Origin of the sequence: Vibrio sp. 1F253 (assembly GCF_041439295.1) — a bacterium.
In the GTDB taxonomy this organism is placed as follows: Bacteria; Pseudomonadota; Gammaproteobacteria; order Enterobacterales; family Vibrionaceae; genus Vibrio; species Vibrio tasmaniensis_A.
In genome coordinates, this window is sequence record NZ_JBGONU010000083.1 from 1 (window position 1) to 8,489 (window position 8,489).

3 protein-coding genes and 1 pseudogene are annotated in these 8,489 nt (G+C 40.9%); 2 read left to right on the top strand and 2 right to left on the bottom strand.

What is annotated here, in order from left to right:
* A pseudogene (locus tag ACED28_RS22105) lies at window positions 1–281 on the bottom strand (type IV conjugative transfer system coupling protein TraD); the annotation flags it as partial.
* 560 nt (window positions 282–841) lie between these two features.
* Here ACED28_RS22105 and ACED28_RS22110 point away from each other — a divergent pair.
* Both ACED28_RS22110 and ACED28_RS22115 read left to right on the top strand, forming a co-directional pair.
* Window positions 842–1,114: a helix-turn-helix domain-containing protein gene (locus ACED28_RS22110; protein ID WP_231904291.1), complete on the top strand. Its 273-nt coding sequence runs from the start codon at window positions 842–844 to the stop codon at window positions 1,112–1,114.
* A gap of 219 nt (window positions 1,115–1,333) precedes the next feature.
* Window positions 1,334–4,858: an AAA domain-containing protein gene (locus ACED28_RS22115; protein ID WP_371710759.1), complete on the top strand. Its 3,525-nt coding sequence runs from the start codon at window positions 1,334–1,336 to the stop codon at window positions 4,856–4,858.
* A gap of 756 nt (window positions 4,859–5,614) precedes the next feature.
* On the opposite strand, the gene ACED28_RS22120 is transcribed toward ACED28_RS22115, so the two are convergent.
* Window positions 5,615–8,215 carry an Ig-like domain-containing protein gene (locus tag ACED28_RS22120; RefSeq protein WP_017091784.1) on the bottom strand — a complete coding sequence of 867 codons (2,601 nt, stop codon included), beginning with the start codon at window positions 8,213–8,215 and terminating at the stop codon, window positions 5,615–5,617.
* Window positions 8,216–8,489: the final 274 nt, after the last annotated feature.

Genomic DNA, 8,489 nt, shown 5'->3' on the forward strand with positions numbered 1-8,489 from the left:
AGCGTACCAACGTAGCGTTTCCCGCTCCAGAACGTCGTGACTTCGCTGTTAAGATTGTGCCCAAAGCTGGCATAGATATGATTGCGCCAGTAGTAGAACACAGACCAAAAGGCGTTATCGGGCGCGCGTAGCCAGGTAAGAACGCCAGTGAGCGCTATCACCGACCAAATGGCGGCGTAGACTAAGGTATTGTTGACTTGAAAGAACATCCGAATGGAGTGAAAAGTAATTTGTCCGCCACGGGTAAAGTGGTTGCCGGACGCGCGTTTAGGTCTAGGCATCGTGGTTCCTTGAGAGTGAAATGCAGTGCTTTTTTAGGTAATTACCTGCGTATGCAGATGAGCTGGCCAACAATTGAACGGTTGTTGGCTAATGGTATTGCGGTGTAGGGCTCTGATATGAAAAAAATTTACGCATGCCGAAGGTAAGTCACGGATGTTCACCTCTCCGACGGGGTGGGGGGCTAGAGCCCCGACATGCTGGCAAAACTTGGGTGGTTTATTTCCTTGCGCTGATAATCCTCACGGTCTCGAACGTGGTCAGCGTTATGCTCGAAACCTTCAAAGCAATCCTGATTACTCTTTTTAAGAAGAAAAGCGAAATTGGTCTCTGTGTAATAGAGATGGTGAGCTTTATGTTGATGATGGGCATCACCGGACAGGGATTGGTCGAGTGTTTTTAGAAACGAATGGCTTTGAGCTTATGATTAAAAATGTCCTCGTTGCTTATTGCGCTGGACAGTTATCCATCGTATTCGTATTTTCCCGCGTCGGCTGATTTCAAGGCGATTTCATGGTAAATTTGTCAGAATGATAACGTTCCTTAATGACCTTCAACTTCTATGAATGACCAACTAACCCCAATCAACAAAGACCATTTAAAAAAACTTATCCGAGCAGAACTGGAACCGACATGGTTTGATAAACAATCAGTTAGCCCTGATATGTCTTGGGTGACTCCTGCTGTGTTTGAAATATTGTTTACTGAGTTGATAACTCATACGCGCGGTAATCAGTCTAAGGCTGCTAGGGTTTTAGGGATTAACAGAGGTAATTTCACCAAAAAGTTAAATCAGATCACAACTCGTGAATTTGGATCGGATGAGAGCTTCTAAGTATGTATCAGCCTATGTAAGCGTCTGCGAACCGACTCATTGACTTCCTTCTAGGGACAACTTAGGCCTAGAGGTTGATGATTGGTTAATGATGCAATAAAGCTCTAATTTAAGATGTGTATACACAAATATGCCATCTAACCCATATATAAACTTTTGACTTAATGGTAACTTTCTAATAATACGAAGGAATTAGATAGATATTGGTAAGGAAGTAGTATGGATGACTTGAGCTGGGTGCGGTATTGGCGGAATTCTCTTGCCGATGCAGATAGTGGTAAAGGCGCTCTAAAAAAAAGAGACCTTAACGGTTATCACCATATCAAACGTACTAACTTTTCCTTAGGTATGTTAGAACCCAATAGCAAGATATTACACAAGCTTTTTGTTGATGAAGACGACAAAGTACTTGTTGTAAAAGCACATTATCGCCCCGTGCTTTATACGGTCACAAAACAACACGGACAAGACTTTCGCGGGACGGTACCACAGATACTGTCTCCTGTTATTTGTCCTATTTGGATAACTCGCGAAGGCTTGTTTTTCTCAGCCGGAACTCCCTACATTCCTAGGGACGTTTTAGCGCCTCAAGCCGATGACAAATTTACTATTGCAGAAGTATCTAAACTGGATGACTTTCTCACTACACATAGTATTCCAAGTTATTCAGACGAAGATATAGTCTCCGCCATACAATCCGAAGAAACTATCGCTGAGCAAAACGAACTGTGGAAACAGTACCATAAACTAGCTCAAGAGCTATTCGGAGACGTTTGTTCAAAACAAAAGATCTCTGAATTGTACACACTGTTAGAAGACGGTGTCATTGGTAAAATAGATGATATAACGGGCGCATCTACCCATATATTAAGCCTGTACGACAAACTATCTGACTCTAATCACTCTTCACCACTTCTACACTCTTATGCGACACAATCCGTCTCACATCATGAGACCTGCTTATTCGCAGCAGACACTATTGCTGCTCGGCTTGGTCACTCGAATACACAGTTCCCATTAGCAGAAGCACAACGTGATGCGCTTTCACATGCACTAACTATGTCAGACTCAGACATATTGGCAGTCAATGGCCCTCCTGGCACTGGGAAAACAACATTCGTCCTGTCTGTTGTTGCTTCTTTATGGATTGAGTCAGCACTAAAAGAAGAAGAACCACCGCTAATCATTGCGGCATCCACAAACAACCAAGCTGTTACCAACGTAATTGACGCATTCGGAAAAGATTTTGATGAAGGAAGCGATGAACTAAGTAGTCGATGGTTACCCGATGTATCAAGCTATGGAGGGTACTTCCCATCGGCAAAGAAAGAAGATGAAGCATCTAAAAAGTACCAAACAAGGAGCTTCTACTCTCAGCTAGAAAACTTGGAATACCTTGACCGCGCTGAAACTCACTTCATTGAACGTGCTCAGGCATCTTTCAAAGACATGGATTTAGAAAGTACAGAGCACGTTAAAGATCATCTCCTCAATCAACTCAAGATCAATCAACAAACGCTAGAGCAGATTCAAGCTTGCTGGAAAAGCTACTCCAAAAAAAAGCAAATTATGGAAAACCTACTAGGGGTCGAACCGAAAAATACATTAGAAGGATTGAAACAAAATCTTGACTATGCTGAAGGGTTGCAATTAGTCACTAGTACTAGCTTACTTAATTGGCGCAGTTATTTAAGCGACGAGTCTATTTGGCTATCTATATTCAGTTGGCTCCCTTTTGTGCTAACCAAACGTGACGCCCAACGGAAAAACTTCATCCATCAATCCCTTTGCACTATTACCAATGAATTGCAGTGTCTGCCAGAAAATCTGGAAAACGCTTTAGAACAAGCTCTAAAAGAACAAAAGAAGCACATCAACGGGCTAACTACCACCTATCAGCAATACCTGCATTGTTATCAGCAATTTGAGAAATCAGAAGCTGAGTGGAATTTAAGCACTAGACAAATTTTGCCAGAATCTAACTCAACACCATCTTTTGAAGAAATCGATCCTGTCCTTGATATTACAGTGCGATTTAGGATGTTTAGGCTTGCAGTGCACTATTGGGAAGCTCGATGGCTTCTCACTTGTAGATATGAAGGGGACAAATTAGAAGAGCTAGCGAATAAAACAGGACTCAAAGCGGTGCTTCCTCGATGGAGAAGGAGAATGATGTTAACGCCATGTATCGTATCTACCTTCCATTCCTTACCCTCACACATGACCTATAAGGCGTATGCAGGGGAAAACGATTTTAAGACGGAGTACTTGGTTAACGAAATCGATCTTTTGATTGTCGATGAAGCAGGACAAGTTTCACCTGAAGTTGCAGGCGCATCACTTTCGTTAGCAAAAAAAGCATTGGTGATTGGGGATATTTATCAAATAGAACCAGTACGGCAGCTCAATGCTTGTGTCGATATTGGTAATCTCAAGCAATCGAAACTCATTACAGAGACCGACGACTATGAATCTATACAGGCTTCAGGGAGAAGTGTCGTTACAGGTAGTGTTATGCATATTGCACAGCAAGCAAGTCGCTACCACTACAAAACAGAAGCAGAGTCTGGAATGTTTTTACAAGAACATCGCAGATGCTATGACGAACTCATATCCTATTGTAATGAGCTTTGCTACAACGGTCTGTTAATAGCGAAGAGAGGCTCGGCAAACCGAGAATCCCCTTATCCACCTTTCGGTTATCTGCATGTTGATGGCTTAGCAGAACTGTTTGGTGGAAGCCGTGGAAACAAATTAGAAGCCGAAACTGTCGCTTCATGGTTAGCTAGTAATAGAGAACAGATTGAAGAGTACTTTGGTGAACCATTAGAAAAAGTTGTTGGTGTCATTACACCATTTTCGGCACAAGTTGCTGCTATATCAGAAGCCTGTATCGCCTATGACATTCCTGTGGGTAAAAGTGAAGGTCAGCTTACGGTAGGTACAGTACACTCCTTACAAGGCGCTGAACGTAAGCTCGTTATTTTCTCACAGGTGTACACAAAGCACAGTAATGGCGGATTTATCGATATGAATACCACCATGCTAAATGTGGCGGTATCGAGAGCCAAAGATAGTTTCTTAGTGTTTGGTGACATGGATATCATTGCCGCTGCGCCCAAGTCTAAGCCTAGAGGTCTTTTGTCTAAATACTTGTTTGACCTAGATTCAAATGAACTCAAGTTCAATACAGGGAAAAGACCAGATTTACTTCAATTTTGTGGTCAACCTAAGTTATTACACAATGCCGATGAGCATGATGCATTCGTTATACAACTCCTAGACAAGGCGGTACTAAAAGTTGATATCGTCTCGCCTTGGCTTATCTACGCCAAATTGGAGACAACGGGTATCTTGCATAAACTACAAAGCGCCATTAGCCGAGGAGTGGAAGTTACCATCCATACAGACAAGCACTTTAATACAACTACCTCAAATCGCACAGACTTACAAAAACAAAAGAATTTTGAAAATAACTGCACCGCGCTAAAAGACTTAGGGGTATGTGTTAACGTCATCGATGGTATACATAGCAAAATCATATTTGCTGACGATAAATACATGACAGTTGGATCATTCAACTGGTTTAGTGCAGCGAGAAGCGGAAAATATGCCAATGTCGAAACTTCATTGGTTTACGCTGGCGATTTAGCTAAAGAAACAAAGACTCACATCGACTTTCTCAATAGCCGAACGTACAGACAATATGCTAAAGACAGTCAATCAACAGAAGTTGTTGCCTAAAATTTTTAACTGCCACTAGTTTGTTTGATTACAAACTTTGTTTTTGGCCACAGCAAGCTGTGAAAAGACCCAGCCTGTATGGCTGACTAGTTATTTTGAATGGCTAAAAAGTCAAGTACTAGTAAATCGGTGTCGATGTAAAAAGAAGGCAACAGTTACTGAACAGTTCTATATGGATAGGGAGTAGAAAACTTGGCAAATTTAATATTTTATTGAGAACAAATATAGTCTACCAGGCATTTTTAAAAGTTAGAATAATAGAAAGTTGACCTTTTTCTGCTGCTTTTCAAAAAATTGAATGGTTACACATCATTTTTTTTCGATTATTTTAAGAAATTTCTTGCAGGGATATAGGGCAAGCACTTTAGTGATAGGGCTGATAACTAATTTCCTAAATTTAGCCCGTAACTTTAGCCAGCTCCGAGAATCGTGATGGCCAAAAGTCTCTTTTTGATGATCCTAAACCAGCAACCCTAACCAGCGTCACATTATGTGTACATAGACATGTAACGCATTTTTGGACAGAAGCTTGTTAATGCCTTTGCTAAGTTAGCGAGTCATGAATAAATGCAAGTGTAAAAGTCCCTTAACTCATTGCATTGTATTGATTGGAAAGGTCAGATACTGGGTGCTCCCAATTGATGAACAATTCCAAATCATCGCAGGGAGCAACCGTAATACCCTTAAATTATGTATGAAGAGGTGCTAACTGATAGCTCTGGCTAAGAACAGCTAAAAGCACTGTTCTTAGTTGAATTACTTGAAGTAATAAGAAAACACGAGTTCGAGGGTATCAACATCACCTGCTAAATGATGCCATTGTAGATCTGACTTAATTTGACCAAAGTCCAATACATTCACGCCGACGCCTATGTTGGGGTGAACATTATCCTCCACCTCGAAATCTTCCGCGTGGTTCGAACTTGCATCAAGATAACCTAAGCCCAAACTGAAGTACGGGGCGAATTTATCGCCCCAAAGCTGCGTAACTCGATAAACAAAGTTAAAGCTGTAATGTTGGTAATCGACCGTCATATCATTATATTGCGTATGTTCTGCTTTCAAATCGACACTATTTAGCCAACGATAAGTAAACTGGATACTCGCGTTATTATCAAATTGGTACCCTAAGCTACTTCCGAAAGAAAACTGACTGTTACTTTCCTGACTCCACGCGTTGTGGTCAGTATCTGGCTCTAACCATGAAATCCCAGGATTAGCTGTTACATATATTCCGTTATTCTCTTCTGCAGAATGAGCGAAAGGAGAAACACTTAACAATAGTGGGACGACCACTTTAACGGCAAGTGACTTTTGATGTCTAAACAGTGCGAGTATCGTCAATAGCAGCGTGCTTAAGAACCCTATAGAACCACCACTGCTGGTTCCCGCGATAACCTTCCCCCCATAAGGAACACCGGCTTGAATATGAAGATTAACGGTAGCAGGGTAACTATGTCTTGTTCCAATATCTGTAACATCATATTCAAAGCTATCATCGCCTATAAAACCAGCGTCAGGCGTGTAAATGAATTCACCAGTCTCCTTAAGTGTTACCGACCCATGCATTGGTTGTTTATAGATTCGCGCAGTTAAATCTGCATAAAAAGGAGCTTGTGTATTTGCATCATCTGTATCGTTAAGCAACACACCTGGTGCAACAATGGTATCAATACTGTCTGCGTAAAGTGAGTAGCTATCATTATTAGCAACTGGCGCAGCATTGTTAGGGATAAGAGTCCAACCTGTGGAGAGAATTGTTATTGATACTTTTGCTTGGCTCGTATTGATTGAATAATAAAATTCATCATTGCCATAATAATCAGCATCAGGTTGATACTCAAAACTGCCGTCTGCATTCAATGTGACACTTCCATACAAAGCATCTTGGTCTAATGTAGCGGCTGCTGAATTTTCATTGGTATCATTTTTAAGCACTCCATCTTGGCTAGATACAATCAACTTAGTATCTTGATCAACCTCATAGCTATCTGGGTGAGCATAAAGAGATTCATGTTTTTCGAATGCGCCAATGTCGATACTCAACCCCTGTGGGCGGGTTTGCTTGAGGTAATCTGATGTGATTGAGCTTCCATCGGCATATAGCGCTTTAGCGTCGTCGCCTTTATCAACAAGCGCTATTGAAAGCGTGTTTGGAACGAAACAATTAGTTGTAACGCACCCTGCAAGTGACAGGCCAGTATTAGGGGTGTCATCGACACCAGGTGTCGAAATAAAGTTATTGTTGTTCTCTGATAATGGGTAAATAGTTGTATCGTCCCAATCAGTTGGATAAATTGCAGAGCCAACATTATTTGCACCATCGATTATAACGAGTAGATTGTTATTGGCTATAAGCTGAGCACTATTGATTAACTCTATATGGGTCGCTTTGTAAGTAGCAGGGTCTACATTTTTAGTAATAGTCGGGTAATACAGCGTACTATTGGTTAGCGTCAATTTTCCTTTATTGACATAGATTGGCCAACCTCTATTAGCATCCCTTCCATCAAATAAAGTATTTATAATTTGTGCATCAGCTTCATTAAATCTAAAAGTAGAATTAAATAAGCCTTTAAATATACTATCTTTGATGACTGCCGTTGTGCTGCTGCCTGAACTATCTTGACTAACTTGAATAACATGACTGGCTGTGCTTTCAACCAATGGTCCATTAGATTCAAAAGCCGTATTTTCAATAAAAACATCACTATTAAAAATAAGGGTAGGTGCTGATCTTGGACCAAGATTTTCGAATATAAATGAATCTTTTATTGTAACCAAGCCATCTTGAGTAGACATGATGGATGCCTCTCCTTGCCTAGGCACTATCCTATATAGGATAACGTTATTGAGTGTTACATTAGCGTTATCGGAAAAGATAAAACCTGACATGTGTTCTGCCCACACATTTTCAATGGTGGCATCGATGGTGCGCCCTGCGGTATTTCGAGGATTAATGTCAAATAAAAGACCAGATGATCTTAGAATCAGATTGTTAGGATCATTCGGATAACCAGTATTAAATGAGCCAGTATCAGAAACCCAGCGTTGATGGTCATTAATGTGGACATAATCATCGCCTAATCCTCGAATGATAATATCATCAGTAATTGTCATTCGGTTGTCGGTTTGACCTGAAGGGACTTCACCCAAATTAGGCGAGATAGGTGCTTGTGCATTATATGAAGCCGGTATTTCGATAGTATCTAAACCAGGATTAGCATTGGCCTTTTCGATGAAATCTCGAAGTGAGCCTATGCCTTGATCACTACTTGTTGTTACCGTATAAGTGGCAGATTGTACGCTCAAAGAGCTAAAAAGTAGTCCAAATAAAATTATTGACTTTGGAGTCATATTACCATCCTTGATATCCATGAAAAAACTAAGCCCAGATTTTTTTAAGTTACTTGTAACCAACAACTTAGCTCATATATAAGAATATCACAACTCTCCCTAAGTAATGACTTTTGGAGATGTGTATACTTGGGTGCGGACGGGAGTTTTTTCAAAGTAATGTGTTTGCTTTACACATTAGCTAGTTCTATTACGATCTAGATGGGTTCTAGAACGTTTTGGTCGGATAAGCGACACCTGTTACCAGGTGCCGCTCTCCTAAGAACCCAGCGTG

Coding starts and splice junctions, on each gene's coding strand:
- ACED28_RS22110 (WP_231904291.1), top strand. CDS start 842: ATGAATGACCAACTAACCCCAATCAACAAAGACCATTTAAAAAAACTT.
- ACED28_RS22115 (WP_371710759.1), top strand. CDS start 1,334: ATGGATGACTTGAGCTGGGTGCGGTATTGGCGGAATTCTCTTGCCGAT.
- ACED28_RS22120 (WP_017091784.1), bottom strand. CDS start 8,215: ATGACTCCAAAGTCAATAATTTTATTTGGACTACTTTTTAGCTCTTTG.